A 16,646-nucleotide genomic window follows, 5' to 3' on the forward strand; every position below is an offset into this window, starting at 1 on the left:
GGCGGGGGTCTTATTGATTATCCCCGTCTTATTTTAAGAAAAAATTCTTTTCAATTACAACCAACGTCCTACTGTTCAGAAAAAAATTTAACACATGAAAAAAGCAGGCATCATAATGATCATTGGTTCTTTACTGTTGTTGGGCCTTTTTAAATTTCCCCTTTGGAATATCATGTTGGGCGCACCGCAGTATCCCGATCCTATGGGAATGGATATTTATATCACAGGAATCAGGGGTGTAGAGGAATTTGACATTCAAAATATCGATGGACTCAATCATTATATTGGGATGCAAAAGATTCCAAAACCGGAAGCCATGTGGGAATTTGAAGTATTCCCGCTGGTAATAGGAGGAATGGCCGCTTTAGGAGTAGTCTTAGGAATTTTAGGATTCTTTGAAAAAATAAATTATAAATGGTTTTTGAACTGGCTTATTTTAATATCTGTTCTCGGGGTGCTGGGTATGTACGATTTCAACGCCTGGCTTGCCGATTATGGCACCAATCTGGATCCTAACGCGATCATGAAAATGACCGCGCCGGATGGTTCTCCCATGACCTATAAACCGCCACTCTTCGGTAACCAGAAAATGCTAAATTTTGACGTGGCTTCTTTTCCCGCTCTGGGGGCATACCTAATGTTTGCAGGAATGGCACTTACCCTGCTGGCATTTTTCCTGGGAAAAGATGAATGGACAAAAAAACACAATTACTCATGAAAACCTCAATTTTTTCAGTAATCATCGGGCTCATTTTTATTTCCTGCGAAGTGAATCCGCAACCTATTGACTACGGAAACGAAGCCTGCGAATATTGCAAAATGACCATCGTGGACAAACAGCATGCAAGTCAGTTGGTAAACACTAATGGCAAAGTTTACAATTTTGACGCGATAGAATGTATGATAAACTATTCCGAAGATAATAAAGGAACGGTTTACCAGCTTTATCTAATCAATGATTTTCAAAAACCGGGGACTTTAATAGATGCCAAAACCGCAAGCTTTTTAATTAGTCCTGAAGTATCAAGCCCCATGGGTGCCAGCCTTTCCGGGTTTGCTTCAAAAGAGGCAGCGAAAAAAGCCAAAAACCAGTATTCGGGTGAAGTTTATAACTGGACTTCAATTACAAATAAAATAAGATAACAATGTACAGTGTAGAAAAACCTATAGAACAACAATCTTGTTTTTCCCTATCCAAAGGGAATCAAGAGAATTTCTGCCGTCTCTCCCTTCAGGGCGGGGAAAAGGGCAGAATTTGCCGAATTTTAATAACGGGTGAATAATTTAATTAAAAGTTAGTAAAAGCTGTCCGTCGTCATAGGACTGAAATATAGCGGCTTGTAATTTGCACCATATTTTGAAACACTTCTTGTACATATTAACCTTTTTGCTGAAGCTTTCCTCTACTACAGTTTCCGCGCAAAAGCTGGAAGTCTGCGCTTCCTGTGAATTTATTTCCATCACGGAAGCCGTGGAAAAAGCCAAAGATTTCGATAGCATCCTTGTTAGAAACGGGATTTATAAAGAATATAATATTGGGATTGCCAAACCCCTCACGATTATTGGTGAGCATAATGCGGTAATAGACGGGGAAAACAAAGGCGAGATCATTAGCATTCAAGCCAATAATGTTACAATAGTCGGTCTTACACTTATAAACGTTGGAACAAGTTACACCACCGATTTTGCCGCCGTACGCGTAGTGAAAAGCGAAAATTTCGTGCTTCGCAACCTAAAATTGCAACGACTTTTTTTCGGGATATATCTTGAAAAAGCCAAAAATGGCAAAGTATTGGACAATACCATTATTGGCGATGCGGTGGATGAATTTAGCTCGGGGAACGGTATTCAGCTCTGGCATTGCAGGAATGTGGAAGTCCGTGGGAATAAAGTTCAGAATGTGAGGGACGGGATCTATCTGGAATTTTCAGATGAAATCAGCATTCGCAATAATATAAGTTCCGAAAACCTCCGCTATGGCCTGCACTTCATGTTTTCAAATAACGACACCTATGTAAACAACCTTTTTGAAAACAATGGTGCGGGCGTGGCGGTGATGTTCTCCAGGTTTATTAAAATGCAAGGCAACACTTTCAGAAAAAACTGGGGCACCGCTTCATTCGGTTTATTACTGAAAGAAATAAACGATTCTGAAATTCTGAACAACAATTTTGAAGAAAACACGGTGGGCATCAATGTTGAAGGTTCCAACCGTGTGAATTATTTCCATAACGATTTTAAAAATAACGGTTGGGCCCTAAAAGTGCGTGGTGCCTGTTACAATAATATTTTCAAGAAGAACAATTTCCTGTACAATTCGTTTGATGTATCCTATAACAGCAAGCTCAACGACAATAAATTCAACCGAAATTACTGGAGCAATTATACAGGTTACGATTTAGATAAAAATGGCATTGGGGATGTTCCTTACCGTCCGGTAAAACTATTCTCCTATATCGTGAACCGCACCCCCGAAGTTATCATCCTTTTACGTAGCTTGTTTATTGATATCATCGATTTTTCTGAAAAGGTCTCGCCTATTTTCACCCCGGATAACCTAATAGATGAACACCCGTTACTAAAACCCATAAATCATGGTAGAAATTAAGTATTTACATAAGAAATTTGGCACCAACCAGGTGCTGAAGGGTATTGACCTGCATATCGAAAAGGGCGGAATATTTGCCGTTTTAGGGCCAAATGGTTCCGGGAAAACCACCCTGATAAAAAGTGTATTGGGGATGGTACTCCCCGATTCCGGAAACATAAAAATTGGCGGTAATGCGGTGAGGAACCGTTGGAAATATCGAAATGAGATCAATTACCTCCCGCAAATTGCCAATTTCCCCGGAAATTTAAGGGTAAAGGAACTCATTAATATGATCAAGGATTTGCGTTCCGAAAAAAATGCCGAAGACGAACATTTAATCGAGCTGTTCCGTTTAGGGCCATTCATGGACAAAAAATTGAGCAAGCTTTCCGGGGGCACCAGGCAAAAGGTAAACCTGGTGCTTACCTTTATGTTCGATAGTCCGTTAATTATTCTGGACGAGCCTACCACAGGATTGGACCCTATCTCGCACCTGCGATTAAAAGAACTTATTAAAGCCGAAAAAGTAAAGGGAAAAACAATTCTTATCACTTCCCACATTATGGGTTTTGTGGAAGAAATCGCCGACGAGATCGTCTTCCTACTTGAAGGAAAAATCTATTTTAAAGGCAGTATTGCAGAGTTGAAGGCCAAAACCAATGAGCCCGACTTTGAACATGCCATCGCTTCCATTTTAACCATCAATCATGTTTAAAATTTTAAAATATAGTTTTTTTGACCTCATGCGCAGCCGCTGGAGTTACGTCTATTTTCTATTCTACTTGCTACTGGGTACCGTACTTTTATTTCTAAATAATGACCTTTCCAAAGCGGTAATTACTTTAATGAATGTAATTATCGTGCTGGTGCCGTTAATCGGGACCATTTTTGGCGTAATGTATTATTATAATTCCCGGGAATTTACCGAACTCCTCCTCGCCCAACCGGTGAAACGGAGTTCTATTTTTTTGGGGCAGTATTTTGGAGTGGCCTTTTCGCTGGCCATGAGTTTGGTGATTGGCCTTGGATTGCCTTTTGTGTTCTATGGAATTTTTAATAGCACCGCGATTTGGGACTTTTCGTTATTATTGATTACCGGGGCATTCCTCACGTTGATTTTTACCGCGCTGGCATTCGTAATCGCGTTGGCCAATGAAAATAAGATCAAAGGTTTTGGTTATGCTATTTTGCTCTGGTTGTTTATGGCAGTAATTTATGATGGCCTATTCTTAGTGTCCTTGATTTATTTTGAAGATTATCCCCTAGATAAATTTTCCCTGGCAGCCATTATGCTGAACCCCGTGGACCTTTCCCGGGTACTTATTTTATTAAAATTGGATATTTCGGCCTTGTTAGGATATACCGGGGCGGTTTTTCAGAAATTCTTCGGAACAAATTCCGGATTTATAATTTCTGCGCTTATGTTGGTACTGTGGGTGGTGATCCCAACGGGAATTATTTACAGGATGTCCATCAGGAAAGATTTTTAATGTTCAATCATCAGAAATCATGCAATATATGACCAGCGTCATATTATAAGCAGGAAAGGTTGAACACCTTTACCAATAAAATTATTTATAATGCAAATATCATCACCACATCATTTTCACATACCAGTTATGGGTCTGGCATATTCCATAGATTCCCCCATAAAGGTCGCCTGTTACGGTATAAATTCGGCTATTTCCATCATAGAAGACAATTTACTGGAAACGATGCGGAAACATTACTCCCAGAAAAATGGCGAAATTTATGTTCCCATAGGTATCAAAGAAAAAGATTATCGAGTTAAGCGCATCACCCAATACCTGAACCTAATGCAAAGCCTGGTAAATATTGAATTTGAGAAAATTAAAGCTTCAACTTTTAGGCTGGGTTCAGATCTTATGAAGTATTTTGAAATGCTTCCGGACAACGGAGAGCTCAAAAGGATATTTCAAAAGTTTCTGCTCACAGAAAATCCTTCAGAAAGAGAAAAGCTGGAAAACCTTCTTAAAGAAAAAATGAGGCCTGGTGCCATAGAAGTCAATATAATGACCAAGGTAGACAAGGATAATTTAGGCAAAGATGATCTCCCCATCCCAAATGCTTCAGATGCACTTACGGCTTTGAGGGCTTATGCTACCAGTGATTTAAAGAACTCTGCCCTTATTTTCTCTGCAGGCATGAATCCAAGGTTGTTCAATTATATGGAAGATTTCAGGGAATTTGACGCGATAGCCTGGGGGCATTTTCATAAAAAGGTGGTGATAAAAGTAAGCGATTATCGGTCTGCACTTATTCAGGGCAAATATTTGGCAAAAAAAGGGATTTGGGTAAGTGAATTCAGGATTGAATCCGGACTAAACTGTGGCGGTCACGTATTTGCCACACAGGGATTACTTATGGGCCCTATTTTAAATGAATTTAAAGAAAGAAAGGAAGAACTCCGGGAAAGCCTGTTCAGCTTATATAATCCTGCGATAATTTCAAAAGGGAAACAAGGCTTTTCCAGGCCTCACCCAATTAAAATTACCGTACAGGGCGGGATTGGTACCGCTGAGGAAGATAATTTTTTACACGATTATTATAAAGTGGATAGTACGGGCTGGGGAACGCCTTTTTTGCTCTGTCCCGAAGCAACTACGGTAGATAAGCGAACTCTTAAGCTGCTGCTAAATTCCAAGGAAAAAGATGTAATACGGAGCCAGTCTTCCCCTCTTGGTGTTGGTTTTAATTATTTAAAAGGCACCAGCGCAGAAACCGAAAGACTACAACGGATTGAGAAAGGTACTCCCGGAAGTCCCTGTACCGAAAAATTTTTGGTTTCCAATACTGAATTCACCAAAAAGCCAATCTGCACCGCTTCCCGTAAATATCAAAAATTAAAGCTAAAGCAGTTGGAAGAAAGTAATTTGTCTGAAACAGAATACCAGCAGCAAAAAGAAGATTTGCTTAGTAAAGAATGTCTTTGTGTAGGGCTTAGTAACGCCGCCCCATTGAATTATGAAGTACCATTCCTAAAAAAACAACAAGCGGTTACTGTATGTCCCGGTCCCAATATTGTGAATTTCTCAAAAATTTCCACCTTACGTGAAATGACCGATCATATTTACGGCCGTTGCAACCTTATGCAGCAAAAAAACAGGCCACACATGTTTATTAGGGAATTGGAACTTTATATAGATTTTCTTGAACACCAAATTTCCCGCACTCAAAATCTTGATAAACGAATGCTTAAAACCTGGGAAGGTTTTTGCAACAACCTTTTAGACGGGATAGAATATTACCGGAAAATGTTGAAAAAAAAGGTGTTGGGAAGAAATTCAATATCATTTGAAAAAGCTTTAAAAGTTGCCGAAAAAACAGTTTGTAGTATGAAAACCGCTTTATTTAAAACCAGTTTATAAGTATCATTTCAGTTTTATAAAAATGGAAGAATTAATAAAAATAGCTGTTGCCAAAGCAATGAGTTACACCGAATATAATCTGCTTTTTAAGCAATTGGCAGCCGAAGGAAGGACAACGGGAGAGCCCGGTCCGGAGAAAATAAACTACACCAAACTGAATTTAAGCAGGAGCAAGCGCCTGGACAAAACCATCAAGCTTTCAGAAGGACAAAAGGAATGTTTTCAAAGTATAAATAAAAAGCAAACCTGGCTGGTCGTTACCGAGCCTTGGTGTGGTGATGCCGCCCAAAGTCTTCCATTCTTTAATAAAATTTCGGAATGTTCAAAAAATATTGAATTAAAAATTATTTTGCGCGATGAAAACCCGGAACTGATGGACGCTTTTTTGACCAAGGGTTCACGTTCTATCCCAAAATTCATCATTCTTGATGAGAACCTGCAGGTAATCAATCATTGGGGCCCACGCTCCAAAGCAGCCACAAAAGTACTGAATGACTATATTCAGGAACATGGCCAGATGGACGAGCAGCTTAAGACGGAACTCCAGTTGTGGTATAACAAAAATAAAGGAGAAGCCATTTTAAACGAAATACAGGAGTTAGTCCTCTGTGAAAAGAATTCAGCAACTATATAGAAACATTCTTGGATTTTCTGTTTTTATTTAAAGGGTAAAATTATCCTAAATTTAATTTTATCTTATAAAAAAATAAAATGTTTTCAAAAGCCTGTGAATACGGAATTCGTGCGACTTTATATATTGCCCGGCAATCCCAAATTGGAATGCGTCCTAACCTTAGTGAAATTGCAGGGGCTGTTAATTCCCCGGAAGCTTTTACCGCCAAAATTATGCAAAAACTTGCCAAGAACAACGTGGTAGAGTCCAGGAAAGGTCCTTCCGGCGGTTTCTTTATCGACCCTTCCAGTAAGACAAAACTTATTGCGATTGTAGAAGCCATTGACGGAGATGTTATTTATAATGGCTGCGGACTGGGTTTGGCAGAATGTTCCGAAGCCCATCCCTGCCCTCTCCATGACGAGTTTGTATCCATACGCGGCGAATTAAAAGAAATGCTTAAAAATACTACAATTCATGGTCTGGCTGGAAAATTAGAATCAGAACACACATTTTTGAAGTTCTAAATTGAAATTATGGGAAGTAAAAAACCGCTAAGACGCCACGAGGCTTTGAAACCGCTTAGCCGCCAGCATCATTTTGGATTACTGTTCTCCTGGAAACTTCGCAAAGGCTTTGCAGAAAGTATTTCTATTGATCGGCTTAAGGCTTTTGCCGATTGGTTTTTCATACATGAAACCCAACCTCATTTTAAAATTGAAGAAGAATATATTTTTCCAATTTTAGGCACCGGGCATGCATTAATAATCCGTGCTTTAAAAGAACACCGCCGAATTGAACGCCTTTTTCGAGATATTGAAAACCCAAAAAATTCCCTCAGTCTCCTGGAAGAAGAGCTGGAGGCCCATATACGTTTTGAAGAAAGGCTATTGTTTACTGAAATTCAAAAAGCAGCCACTAAAGAAGAACTCCGGGAAATTGAGAAAATACATTTTGGAACAGGATCAAAGGAAGATTATCCCGATCCATTCTGGGGGAAAAATTAAGTATAAAATTTAAACCTATTTCGGACAAATTTATCCTTTTATGATAAAGATCATATTTTATAATCCTGATCTTGTTGAAATTTGAAATAATAATCCAAATTAAACTTAAAAAATTCTACTATGGAACTATTAAAGGATAGGACCGTTGCCAGCCTGGTAACCGAAAATATTAAAACCGCGCATGTTTTTAAAAAATATGGTATCGATTTTTGCTGTGGGGGAGGAATCACTGTAGAAAAGGCCTGTGAAAAGGTAAATATTAATTTTGAAGACCTAGAAAGGGACCTGCTGAATGTGGAGCATACCAACAGCCGTGCAACCAACTATAACAGCTGGGAACTCGATTTTCTTATCGATCATATCATTAATGTTCACCATGCTTATGTAGAGGAAAATATCCCGCTGCTTATTCAGTATGCCGCACGCGTCAATAAAGTACATGGCCACCACTATACAGAACTTGGGGAGATACAGCAGTTGTTTTCCTTAGTTGCCACTGAACTTAGCGGGCATTTGCGCAAAGAAGAATTGATCCTGTTCCCTTTTATCAAGCAACTTGTAAAAGCAAAACGAGAAGGAAACCCTCTGCCGCAGGCACATTTTGGAACTGTGGATAATCCTATTAAAATGATGGAGGCCGAACACGAAGAAGCCGGTGAAATCCTCAGGAAAATTGCCATCCTCAGCAACAATTATACCCCGCCTGAAGGTGCGTGTAATACCTACCGGGCTTTTTATGCAAAACTGGAAGAATTCGAACAGGATTTACACCAGCACGTTCACCTGGAAAATAACATTTTGTTTCCCAAGGCATTACACCTGGAAAAGGAACTGAAACAATAATATTCTTTTGGTGCAGCTTTTTAGACTTCTTTATATTTTTTGACTTTTGACTTTTGGCTGCAACTAATCAAAGAGGCAAAGTTGTAGTAGGTTTTGCCTCTTTTTAAAACCTGACAATATGAACAAAGAGAGAAAACTCTGGATCGCTTTTATAACGGTAGTTACTGTTTCTTTTGCTGTCCTCGGATACTACGGATTTGAAATTTACCAGCAGGCACCGCCCCTGCCTGAAAAAGTAGTTACCACAGATGGAACAGTAGTTTTTGAGGGCCAGGATATTAAAGATGGCCAGAATGTGTGGCAAAGCATAGGAGGCCAGGAAGTAGGTTCTATTTGGGGCCATGGTGCTTATACTGCACCCGATTGGACTGCGGACTGGCTGCACCGCGAAGCTTTGTTTTTCCTGAACCACTGGGCTCAGGAGGAGTACAACAAACCCTATGAAGAGCTGAGCAGTGAAAATCAGGCGGGCCTGGAAAGGCGGCTGCAAATTGAACTTCGGGAAAACACCTATAGCGAAGAAACCGGGAATATTACTATTAGCCCGCTTAGGGCCCAGGCCGCTCAATACCTGAGTGAGTACTATAAAGGCCTTTTCATGGCAAACCCGGAACTGGATGAGCTGCGTTCCAATTATGCCATTCCCAAGAATGCCATTAAAGATGAAGGCCGTATGCAGCAGATGTCCGCTTTCTTTTTCTGGGCGACATGGGCCACGGTTACCGAAAGGCCCAACAGCGATGTTTCCTATACCCATAACTGGCCTTCGGAAGAATTGGTAGGCAATAAAGCCACCGGGGATTTATTAATCTGGACCGGTTTCAGTATCATCCTGCTGTTGTTCGGGATAGGAGTAATGGTTTTCTACCACGCGAGAATGAAGGAAGAAGAAGAGCCCGAATTACCGGTGGAAGATCCGCTTATGCGGCAGACCATCACCCCTTCTATGCTGGCGGTAAAAAAATATATGTGGGTGGTGAGTCTTCTTATTTTAATACAGGTAACTTTTGGTGTGGTGACCGCTCATTATGGCGTGGAAGGTGACGCTTTCTACGGGTTCAATTTAGCAGATATTTTACCCTATTCCATCTCCAGAACCTGGCACGTGCAGCTGGGAATACTTTGGATCGCAACGGCCTGGCTGGCTACAGGATTATATATTGCGCCTGCGGTTTCGGGTAAAGACCCAAAATTCCAGAGACTGGGAGTAAATTTCCTCTTTATCTGCCTGTTAATTATTGTATTGGGTTCCATGGTTGGGCAATGGATGGGAATTATGCAAAAATTAGGCCTGACAGAGAATTTCTGGTTCGGTCATCAGGGATATGAATATGTAGATTTGGGCCGGTTTTGGCAAATCTTCCTGCTGGTTGGCCTTTTTGTATGGTTGGCTTTAATGGTGCGCCCGCTTATGCCGGTAATTAGAAGCAAAACTTCTGAAAAGAACCTGTTGATCATGTTCTTGGTTTCTTCCGCGGCAATCGCCCTTTTCTACGGAGCAGGATTAATGTGGGGGCGACAGACCAATCTTGCCATAGCCGAATACTGGCGCTGGTGGGTGGTTCACCTTTGGGTGGAAGGCTTCTTTGAAGTGTTTGCAACAGTGGTTTCCGCATTCCTGTTTGTTAGATTGGGATTATTACGAACCAAAACGGCCACTTTAAGTGTGCTGCTGGCTACTATAATTTTCCTTTCGGGAGGGATATTGGGAACTTTCCATCACCTCTATTTTAGCGGGACCCCAACTGCTATCATGGCTTTGGGAGCAACCTTTAGCGCCCTGGAAGTGGTGCCGCTGGTGCTAATTGGGTATGAAGTATATGAGAATTATAAATTAAGCCGTGTAACCGAATGGATCAAGGATTATAAATGGCCAATATACTGCCTTATTGCCGTTGCCTTCTGGAACTTTCTGGGGGCAGGTATTTTTGGGTTTATCATAAATCCGCCTGTAGCCCTTTATTATATGCAGGGGCTCAATACCACCGCTGTTCATGCGCACACCGCACTTTTCGGGGTCTACGGAATGTTGGGAATAGGCTTAATGCTGTTCGTATTGCGCAGCCTTTACCGCGTGCAGGTCTGGAACGAGAAATTGCTGAAGTTTTCTTTCTGGGCTATTAACATAGGGTTATTGTTAATGGTGGTGATAAGTATATTACCTGTAGGCCTGTTGCAGACTGTTGCCAGCGTAAACCACGGAATGTGGTATGCGAGGTCTGCCGAATTTATGCAGCAGCCGGGAATGAATACCCTTCGCTGGCTGCGGGTAGTTGGAGATACCATTTTTGCAGCAGGGCTCATCGCATTTGTGTGGTTTGTGTTTTCCTTAAACAGCAGCAAAAATGTGCCTTTGGAGGAGAAAACCCGTGGCGAAGCGGAATAAACACCTGTGATTGTATTAAAAGCTGTTCAGAAAAGCGAAACCTGCTTCTGAACAGCTTTTGGTATATTTCTAAAAATATATGATATTTTGCGCTGATGATTAACTTAAAACGGCATACCAATATTGCCCTGGGATATTTTTTGATCGTGGGCCTGCTGGGCGTTTTTCTCCGATTGTTTTTTGTTACGGCCATCCCGGCGAATTATCGTTTTATCGTGCACGCCCATTCGCATATCGCTTTGTTGGGTTGGGTATATATTGCGCTGGCTACGCTCATCTATAAAATTTATTTTGCTGAAGCCGGAAAACCTGCATTTTACAGACGTATTTTCTGGTTTACCAATATTTGCATTCTCGGCATGTTGTGCAGCTTCCCATTTCAGGGATATGCGCTCTTTTCAATCATCTTTTCAACTCTTTTTCTTATCGCTTCTTATTTCCTGGCGTGGTTTATCTTTAAAAACGTACCAGGGCATTTTAAAGAGCTAGCCTCTTATAAATGTATAAAAGCAGCGTTATGGTATATGGTTTTCTCCAGCATTGGCCCCTGGGCCATTGGTGGGGTAATGGCAACTTTGGGAAAAACCTCCATTTGGTATAAACTTTCCATTTATTTTTACCTGCATTTTCAATATAACGGCTGGTTTATCTTGGCCCTGATAGGCGTTTTGTTTTTCCTTTTTGAAAGGAATAAGATCCGCGTTCCGGAGCAGGAATTTAAACGCTTTTTCCGATTGATCAATGGCGGGATTATCTTGAGTTTTTTCCTTTCGGTATTATGGACAAATCCTCCCTTTGTATTTTATATCCTTGCCGCTGCCGGCGCAGTTTTACAGGTGCTGGCTTTTTTTAAATTCTTCAAAATCCTCCTGGCCAGCTGGAAAAGGCTGCAATTTAAGCTTCCTCCTTTTACCGATATGCTTTTAAAGATCTGCGGAATTTTACTTGTTGGAAAAGTGCTTTTACAGCTGCTCACTGCAATTCCATTTTTCGCAGATTTGTCTTTTCGGTATACCGATTTTGTGATTGGATACCTGCACTGGACGTTCCTGGGCGTTATAAGTATTGGATTGTTCGCTTTTCTGAAGTATTTTAAGCTGCTGAAGTTACCAAGACCCCTGTTCTGGATCTATTTTTGCGGTTTTGTGCTTTCTGAAGTCCTTATTTTTTACAAGGGTTTTTCTTTTTGGCAGCGATTGCCATTTTTAAGCCAGTATGCTTCAGTTTTAGTGGGAATAAGCGCTTTATTGCCGCTTTCCGTGGGAATAGTGCTTATTAATAACATCTTTTCAGCTGAAAAACGAAATTTTTCAGGTTAAATGCCTGGAAAATATTTGGAAAAATAAAGATTCCTCCTGCAGGTCGCAAATTGGCAATTTTCAGCCTGTAGTTTTTCCTTCCTTTTCAGGGCTGTTTGGTAGGAGCTTAAAGCCAGAATTCATCTTCCCATTCTTCTGAAATTTAGCTGGGAAAACTTACCTATAAGCAGGGAGAATAGGAATTCAATAAAGATTAAAGCAAAATCAATCTAACTTCATAAAAGATCGCGGTTGTTACAGGCGCCAGGTGGCCTTGGTGCTGCTATTTCTAAAGCCTTAGTAGAAAAAACGGGTTGGGACGAAATAAAAAACGTTCTTCCGATCGCGCCCAATTTTTCTCGTCGTGATATCTCGTTGTAGAAGAAGAAATCGAACATCGTGACTATACCTCAGTGTACAATTTGAAGTGTATTTTTGAAAATTGCCGGAAACGCCTGGCGGTTTCCTTTTTGAATCAAATGCGGATAAAAGTATCCATAATTCGTCAATTTGTCGCAAATTCTCCCTAATAATGGGCACTAAACCGGGTATTTGTAGGAAATTGTATAAATCCAAATAGTAACTTTATTTTTATCTATCTAAAAATCAAATTAATAAATCATAAAAGGAGTGTTTATCTATCGCGTGTTACCCTCTCTTGCTCCTCCTTTTCGTCCCGCCCGGCGGGACAAAAATTTCGTACAATTAGGCTTAAAAGCCAATTGCCATTTCAGGGAAAAGATTTTCCGTTATGTAATTTTTAGATGGGTACGGTTATCAGCGAAAGTCAAAATGGATAAACCCTACGTAAAATTGAATGCTTAATTTCAGCGAAAATAAAGATAGCAATTTTTTTACTTAAAATTCGCCCTAGAGTTAAACTGGCCCAAATTTTTCATATAATTAGAAAAAATGTTAACTTTACTGCATAGGTCATCCCTATATGATCTGTAATGAAGGGAAAATCCAGGTAACAGCGAATTTTCCCTTTTTTATAGTTAATAATTTAGTACAAAATATAAGCACCCCCGAAAATCCAGAGGTTGCTTATTGTTTCGATTTGAACAAGCTTAGATATTAAATACATAGGTATAACTTCTTCTTCATTCATTATATTGAAATTATGCAATGTTCCTTAGCAATACTTTTCGATATAACTTAGAGGATTCCATTATCTGCAAAACTGTAATAATCGCCATCAGGAGCAAGTATGAGATGATCTAAAATTTTAATGTCCAATAACTCTCCTGCCTTTTTTATCTTCTGAGTCAGTCTTTTATCGGCTTCACTGGGCCGTAAGGTTCCGCTTGGATGATTGTGCAGTAAAATTACCGCCGTCGTTAAGCTCTTTAACAGTACGGCAAATAAGATGCGGACATCCACTAAAGTTCCTGTTATACCTCCGTTGGAAACCTCATAAATTCCTTTTACTTTATTGGCATTGTTGAGTAGCATTATTTTAAAGGTTTCGTGCAGTTCAATATTATTTTTATTCCATTGGCTGTAGGCTAAATCTGCCGCGCTCTGGGAACAGGTTATTTTTGGAAGCGAATTTGCTTTTAAACTTCCGCTGTAACTTATGGCTATTTCATTAACTTTGGTTTTCATTATTGACTTGTTTAGAGGGTTAATAATTAAAAGAGGGCGCAATTTTTGTCGATGACGCCCTCTTTGCTTTTTAAATTACTCGGCTGAATTATTGCCATTCTTGGTGCCCAACAAAAGGATTTCGTTGGCTTCCACTTCTGTAGCGTAGTGCTTAACGCCGTCTTTATCCTCGTAGCTTCGGGGTTTTAATTTTCCAGTTACCCCTATTTCCTTGCCCTTTCCGGCATACTTCTCGATGATGTCTGCGGTTTTTCCCCAAGCTACAATAGTGTGCCAATCAGTAATTTGAATTCTTTCGCCCTGATCGTTTTTGTAAAACTCATTAGTGGCGAGTGAAAAACGGGCTACTTTCTTACCGCTTTCAAAATTTGTGATTTGTGGCTCCCCGCCAACATTTCCGCTAAACTGTACGTGATTTCTTAGAGTATTCATAATATTAGAATTAAAGATTAATATGCTGACTGAACCCTTCAGCCAGTTTATTTTTAAATGATTTACTTATTATATCCAGAGCGTTTTCCTTTTTTGTTTTTTTAGTCCCGCTTCCTTTTTGATGTTTTTGTAAGATTTCATAAGATTCGTTTTAGATTTACTTCCTATAGAGCCGTCCGCTGTTACCATTTTTTGTTGCTGATACATTTTCAAGATTTGGAATTAATAAGGAGTTATAAAAGGGAGGCACGACCGGTTATGCACTCTGTTTAATTTCCAAATGTTGGTATTTTGCTTACAAAAAAATGGGTGGGACAGTGGCGGCGCGGGAGTAGGTCTAAATAACTTTTGTGAAATACAAAAACATAGGAAGCGGGACTAAGTAATCAATGGAATTCCCCATGAATCGGACTCCGTTCACGATTTCGTAATGGAACGGAGTGCCCTTTCCCGTAGCTGTAACCATGAGAAATTAATAAAAGTCTTTTTTTTAAAATCAATACTATATGCACTTAATTCTATTAAATGAAAAGATGGATGGAGATTGCCAAGAGAGTAAAAGCATTACGGTTTGATAAAAATTATTCCCAATCTTTTGTAGCGAAAAAGTTTTTGTCTCTCAGGTTGGCTACTCCCTTTTGAAAAATGAACAAAATGGAATTAACTCAGATTATATTTTGAGATTATCTAAATTATATAATGTGACCGCCGATTTCCTCTTATCAGGCAATAACAAATCAATTGAGATAAATTACAAAATGGCTTTATTCCACTAATCAAAGTGCAAACACATGCCGGATTCTTGAAGAAATGTATAATGAGGATTTAATGGATGATTGCGAGTATAAAAGAATTCCCGGATTTAATCCCCCAAAAGACAGCATATTGGTCGAAAATGAAAGTAATTATAGAATCGGTGAAATTCTCGTTTGTCACTCCCACCCTAAACTGGACCATGTATCGGACGGCTCAATAGTTATTTTAGTTACCGAAAACGCCATTCTCCCCGAACGCATCTATAAACACGAGGATGAGAATTATTTTTGGATGGAGATTGATAATCCTAATGAAGAACCTAAGAAAGAAATCAAAAAAACCTTGAATGAAATTTAACAGATTAATATTCAAAATCATCTTCCTTTTCGAAGCCAAAATAGTAGTACTTCTCATCCCCTTAATTTAATCAAAACGTGAGAATTTCACATTCCTGTATATGACGACGATCATATTTTGAACCTTTTTATTCAGGTAATTTGCAGCCGGAACAAATAAAAAATTCATCATAATTACTAACCGGCAATCCAGAATTTTCAACCAGACCTTTATTCTTTACAAATTATTAAAAATCATTCCCTTAAAATCGGTTCTTTCATTCTTCAAAATCATTGAAATATGAGAATATTCTGGAAAACCTTAAGATCCTTACAACCAGATTTTATAGGAGAAGGTGTTCTTTTGAATTTCCTGCTCATTATTAAAATTGAAAGAGTGGCATTTTTAGTTTATGGAGTAGGAAGTATAGCAGTAGTAATTACAATTTACTTATGGATAAAAGTAATCCGGCAAAATAATTTGTATAAAGAAGAGATATCACAGGAGCTGGAAGAATTATGGTATCTCAAAAAAAAGAACAAAGATCAACAACGCGGGGGCAAGCCTAAGAAGTATCAGGAAGAACAAAGCCACAATAACACTTAAACAAAGCACACCTATTATAATAAGTTCAATGGTAAAATTATAAGGAATGACAGCAGGTTTTCATTCCTATCATATGAAGAATACTATTAAATAAAGATGAAAAAACCTTAATAGATAAAAATAAGATTTCAGGTTTAATTTTTCAAAGCCACCTATGATAAGATGAAGCTCGTATTTCTCCAGCTTTTTTATAAGCTCACTTTCTGATCCTTCTTCATAATTAATTAGAAGTCCATGTTTTGCGGCAAATCTCTCTATCAGTTCAATTTCAGTTCCTGTAAAGTTTCCCTCCGTTTTCTTTGTGAACGGAGGGTTTTCAACCACTCCTACTAAGAGCGAATCCTTTTGAGCTTCTATAAAGGAATTTTCCGGATCCTGTGGAAATTGGCAACTGCCGAAAACTGCAAAAGCAATATAAAGTAGTACTGAAATAATTTTACTATTTCTAAAACATTAACAATAATAGAATTTGTCCATTACAAAAATTTTTAGAACTCGTTTTTAAATTTAGAATAATAAAATAAAAATGACCTTTAAAAGGATTATTAAAACTTTTCCGAAAAAACTCAGGAGAAAGAACTGAAAGTATTATGCCCTCTAATTTATTATAAAAACTGGATGCGAAATACTCTTTCAATCACTCTCCATTTTTTAAAGAAAAACAGAGAATTTCAAAAAAAAATTAAAAACCATAGAAATAGTTTTTTAACTAATTTTAAGCTAAATTTAACAGTTTTTAAAACTTATTTAAATACTTCATCTTTCTCTCAAAAATTAGGAAA

Annotated in this window: 17 protein-coding genes; 14 read left to right on the plus strand and 3 right to left on the minus strand. The window is 39.0% G+C overall.

The window, feature by feature from the left end; all coding sequences use genetic code 11:
- The first annotated feature begins 94 nt into the window (after window positions 1–94).
- From RM539_RS17900 to RM539_RS17955, 12 genes are all read left to right on the plus strand, one after another.
- Window positions 95–718: a hypothetical protein gene (locus RM539_RS17900; protein WP_311504793.1), complete on the plus strand. Its 624-nt coding sequence runs from the start codon at window positions 95–97 to the stop codon at window positions 716–718.
- Entirely contained in the window at window positions 715–1,143 is a 429-nt protein-coding gene (locus RM539_RS17905; RefSeq protein ID WP_311504794.1) for a nitrous oxide reductase accessory protein NosL, read from the plus strand. Before RM539_RS17900 ends, RM539_RS17905 begins: the two co-directional genes overlap by 4 nt.
- 226 nt (window positions 1,144–1,369) lie before the next feature.
- Entirely contained in the window at window positions 1,370–2,608 is a 1,239-nt protein-coding gene (locus tag RM539_RS17910) for a nitrous oxide reductase family maturation protein NosD (protein ID WP_432264641.1), read from the plus strand.
- The gene (locus RM539_RS17915) at window positions 2,595–3,305 is read left to right on the plus strand and encodes an ABC transporter ATP-binding protein (protein ID WP_311504795.1); all 711 of its coding nucleotides are present in this window, start codon (window positions 2,595–2,597) and stop codon (window positions 3,303–3,305) included. Before RM539_RS17910 ends, RM539_RS17915 begins: the two co-directional genes overlap by 14 nt.
- Window positions 3,298–4,080, plus strand: coding sequence for an ABC transporter permease (locus RM539_RS17920; RefSeq protein WP_311504796.1), 783 nt, complete (start codon window positions 3,298–3,300; stop codon window positions 4,078–4,080). The genes RM539_RS17915 and RM539_RS17920 overlap by 8 nt, the downstream gene beginning before the upstream one ends.
- Window positions 4,081–4,170: 90 nt before the next feature.
- On the plus strand, window positions 4,171–5,979 hold the full coding sequence (locus RM539_RS17925) for a hypothetical protein (protein ID WP_311504797.1): 1,809 nt from the start codon (window positions 4,171–4,173) through the stop codon (window positions 5,977–5,979).
- A 22-nt stretch (window positions 5,980–6,001) separates the two neighbouring features.
- Window positions 6,002–6,613 (plus strand): thioredoxin family protein, encoded by a 612-nt coding sequence (locus tag RM539_RS17930; RefSeq protein WP_311504798.1) that lies wholly within the window; start codon window positions 6,002–6,004, stop codon window positions 6,611–6,613.
- 77 nt (window positions 6,614–6,690) lie between these two features.
- On the plus strand, window positions 6,691–7,119 hold the full coding sequence (locus RM539_RS17935; RefSeq protein WP_311504799.1) for an RrF2 family transcriptional regulator: 429 nt from the start codon (window positions 6,691–6,693) through the stop codon (window positions 7,117–7,119).
- A 9-nt stretch (window positions 7,120–7,128) separates the two neighbouring features.
- Entirely contained in the window at window positions 7,129–7,599 is a 471-nt protein-coding gene (locus RM539_RS17940) for a hemerythrin domain-containing protein (RefSeq protein ID WP_311504800.1), read from the plus strand.
- Window positions 7,600–7,719: 120 nt separating this feature from the next.
- On the plus strand, window positions 7,720–8,442 hold the full coding sequence (gene ric, locus RM539_RS17945; RefSeq protein WP_311504801.1) for an iron-sulfur cluster repair di-iron protein: 723 nt from the start codon (window positions 7,720–7,722) through the stop codon (window positions 8,440–8,442).
- A 118-nt stretch (window positions 8,443–8,560) separates the two neighbouring features.
- Window positions 8,561–10,828: a nitric-oxide reductase large subunit gene (locus RM539_RS17950; protein ID WP_311504802.1), complete on the plus strand. Its 2,268-nt coding sequence runs from the start codon at window positions 8,561–8,563 to the stop codon at window positions 10,826–10,828.
- A gap of 95 nt (window positions 10,829–10,923) precedes the next feature.
- A complete protein-coding gene (locus RM539_RS17955) occupies window positions 10,924–12,147 on the plus strand; it encodes a hypothetical protein (protein WP_311504803.1) in 1,224 nt (407 codons plus the stop codon).
- Between the two features lie 1,137 nt (window positions 12,148–13,284).
- Here RM539_RS17955 and RM539_RS17960 read toward each other — a convergent pair.
- Complete coding sequence (locus RM539_RS17960; RefSeq protein WP_311504804.1) at window positions 13,285–13,734, minus strand: JAB domain-containing protein; 450 nt, start codon at window positions 13,732–13,734, stop codon at window positions 13,285–13,287.
- 75 nt (window positions 13,735–13,809) lie between these two features.
- A complete protein-coding gene (locus RM539_RS17965; protein ID WP_311504805.1) occupies window positions 13,810–14,166 on the minus strand; it encodes a single-stranded DNA-binding protein in 357 nt (118 codons plus the stop codon).
- 828 nt (window positions 14,167–14,994) lie between these two features.
- Here RM539_RS17965 and RM539_RS17970 point away from each other — a divergent pair.
- Both RM539_RS17970 and RM539_RS17975 read left to right on the plus strand, forming a co-directional pair.
- On the plus strand, window positions 14,995–15,279 hold the full coding sequence (locus RM539_RS17970; RefSeq protein ID WP_311504806.1) for a hypothetical protein: 285 nt from the start codon (window positions 14,995–14,997) through the stop codon (window positions 15,277–15,279).
- Between the two features lie 279 nt (window positions 15,280–15,558).
- Window positions 15,559–15,864, plus strand: coding sequence for a hypothetical protein (locus RM539_RS17975; RefSeq protein ID WP_311504807.1), 306 nt, complete (start codon window positions 15,559–15,561; stop codon window positions 15,862–15,864).
- Between the two features lie 69 nt (window positions 15,865–15,933).
- On the opposite strand, the gene RM539_RS20155 is transcribed toward RM539_RS17975, so the two are convergent.
- Entirely contained in the window at window positions 15,934–16,188 is a 255-nt protein-coding gene (locus RM539_RS20155; protein WP_432264642.1) for a transporter substrate-binding domain-containing protein, read from the minus strand.
- Window positions 16,189–16,646 lie beyond the last annotated feature (458 nt).

This window comes from Autumnicola musiva, assembly GCF_031846585.1.
GTDB classification, from domain to species: domain Bacteria; phylum Bacteroidota; class Bacteroidia; order Flavobacteriales; family Flavobacteriaceae; genus Autumnicola; species Autumnicola musiva.

Bases quoted from the DNA above. Each gene is read 5' to 3' on its own strand.
- RM539_RS17900 (WP_311504793.1), top strand. From the start codon at position 95: ATGAAAAAAGCAGGCATCATAATGATCATTGGTTCTTTACTGTTGTTG.
- RM539_RS17905 (WP_311504794.1), top strand. From the start codon at position 715: ATGAAAACCTCAATTTTTTCAGTAATCATCGGGCTCATTTTTATTTCC.
- RM539_RS17915 (WP_311504795.1), top strand. From the start codon at position 2,595: ATGGTAGAAATTAAGTATTTACATAAGAAATTTGGCACCAACCAGGTG.
- RM539_RS17920 (WP_311504796.1), top strand. From the start codon at position 3,298: ATGTTTAAAATTTTAAAATATAGTTTTTTTGACCTCATGCGCAGCCGC.
- RM539_RS17925 (WP_311504797.1), top strand. From the start codon at position 4,171: ATGCAAATATCATCACCACATCATTTTCACATACCAGTTATGGGTCTG.
- RM539_RS17930 (WP_311504798.1), top strand. From the start codon at position 6,002: ATGGAAGAATTAATAAAAATAGCTGTTGCCAAAGCAATGAGTTACACC.
- RM539_RS17935 (WP_311504799.1), top strand. From the start codon at position 6,691: ATGTTTTCAAAAGCCTGTGAATACGGAATTCGTGCGACTTTATATATT.
- RM539_RS17940 (WP_311504800.1), top strand. From the start codon at position 7,129: ATGGGAAGTAAAAAACCGCTAAGACGCCACGAGGCTTTGAAACCGCTT.
- ric (WP_311504801.1), top strand. From the start codon at position 7,720: ATGGAACTATTAAAGGATAGGACCGTTGCCAGCCTGGTAACCGAAAAT.
- RM539_RS17950 (WP_311504802.1), top strand. From the start codon at position 8,561: ATGAACAAAGAGAGAAAACTCTGGATCGCTTTTATAACGGTAGTTACT.
- RM539_RS17955 (WP_311504803.1), top strand. From the start codon at position 10,924: ATGATTAACTTAAAACGGCATACCAATATTGCCCTGGGATATTTTTTG.
- RM539_RS17960 (WP_311504804.1), bottom strand. From the start codon at position 13,734: ATGAAAACCAAAGTTAATGAAATAGCCATAAGTTACAGCGGAAGTTTA.
- RM539_RS17965 (WP_311504805.1), bottom strand. From the start codon at position 14,166: ATGAATACTCTAAGAAATCACGTACAGTTTAGCGGAAATGTTGGCGGG.
- RM539_RS17970 (WP_311504806.1), top strand. From the start codon at position 14,995: ATGGATGATTGCGAGTATAAAAGAATTCCCGGATTTAATCCCCCAAAA.
- RM539_RS17975 (WP_311504807.1), top strand. From the start codon at position 15,559: ATGAGAATATTCTGGAAAACCTTAAGATCCTTACAACCAGATTTTATA.